Source organism: Elioraea sp. (assembly GCF_051860475.1).
In the GTDB taxonomy this organism is placed as follows: Bacteria; Pseudomonadota; Alphaproteobacteria; order Acetobacterales; family Acetobacteraceae; genus Elioraea.
Map to the genome: position 1 here is coordinate 1 of NZ_JBHYDW010000320.1, position 536 is coordinate 536.

A 536-nucleotide genomic window follows, 5' to 3' on the forward strand; every position below is an offset into this window, starting at 1 on the left:
AGATCGAGGCTCTGGTCGCCGCCGGGGCCTATGCCGAGTTCAGCTTCTTCACGCTCACCCACGCCACGCAGGTCGGGCTGACGCATGTCGACCAGGAGAAGCACCGCACGTCCGGCCGCACGATCCAGGATCTCACGCCGCGCATCCGCATGGCCGGCGATCGGGCGATTCTGTCGTCGGATGCAGGCGTCTTCCTACTGCCCCCTCCCGTCGAGGCGTTCCGGGAGTTCCTGTTGCTGGTTGAGAGCGAAGGATTCTCGATTCTGGAGATCGATCAGATGACGAAGACGAACCCGGGTACTTTGTTTGGGGTCAAGTTTCGGGAGCGTTGCGACAGCGGCCACCACGCGCGTGGGCCAGATTAGCAGCGCATCGCGCATCGCCCCGGCGATCTCGTCGATCGTCGCGTCGGCCTCCAAGCTACCTGAGCCCGATGCAGTGGGAGAGCCAACTGACCCGACGTCCGGTCAAAGCGGTCGCCTGACGCCTGTCCGCCTTAAGCGGCCCACCCTATTCAGCGGCTCAGAGCGCTACGG

The 536-nt window shown here is 64.6% G+C and carries 1 protein-coding gene; it reads left to right on the forward strand.

The features are described 5' to 3' along the window. Window positions 1–365: hypothetical protein (locus ACTIFU_RS24000; protein WP_439580829.1), on the forward strand; the 365-nt coding region annotated here is incomplete at its 5' end. Window positions 366–536: the final 171 nt, after the last annotated feature.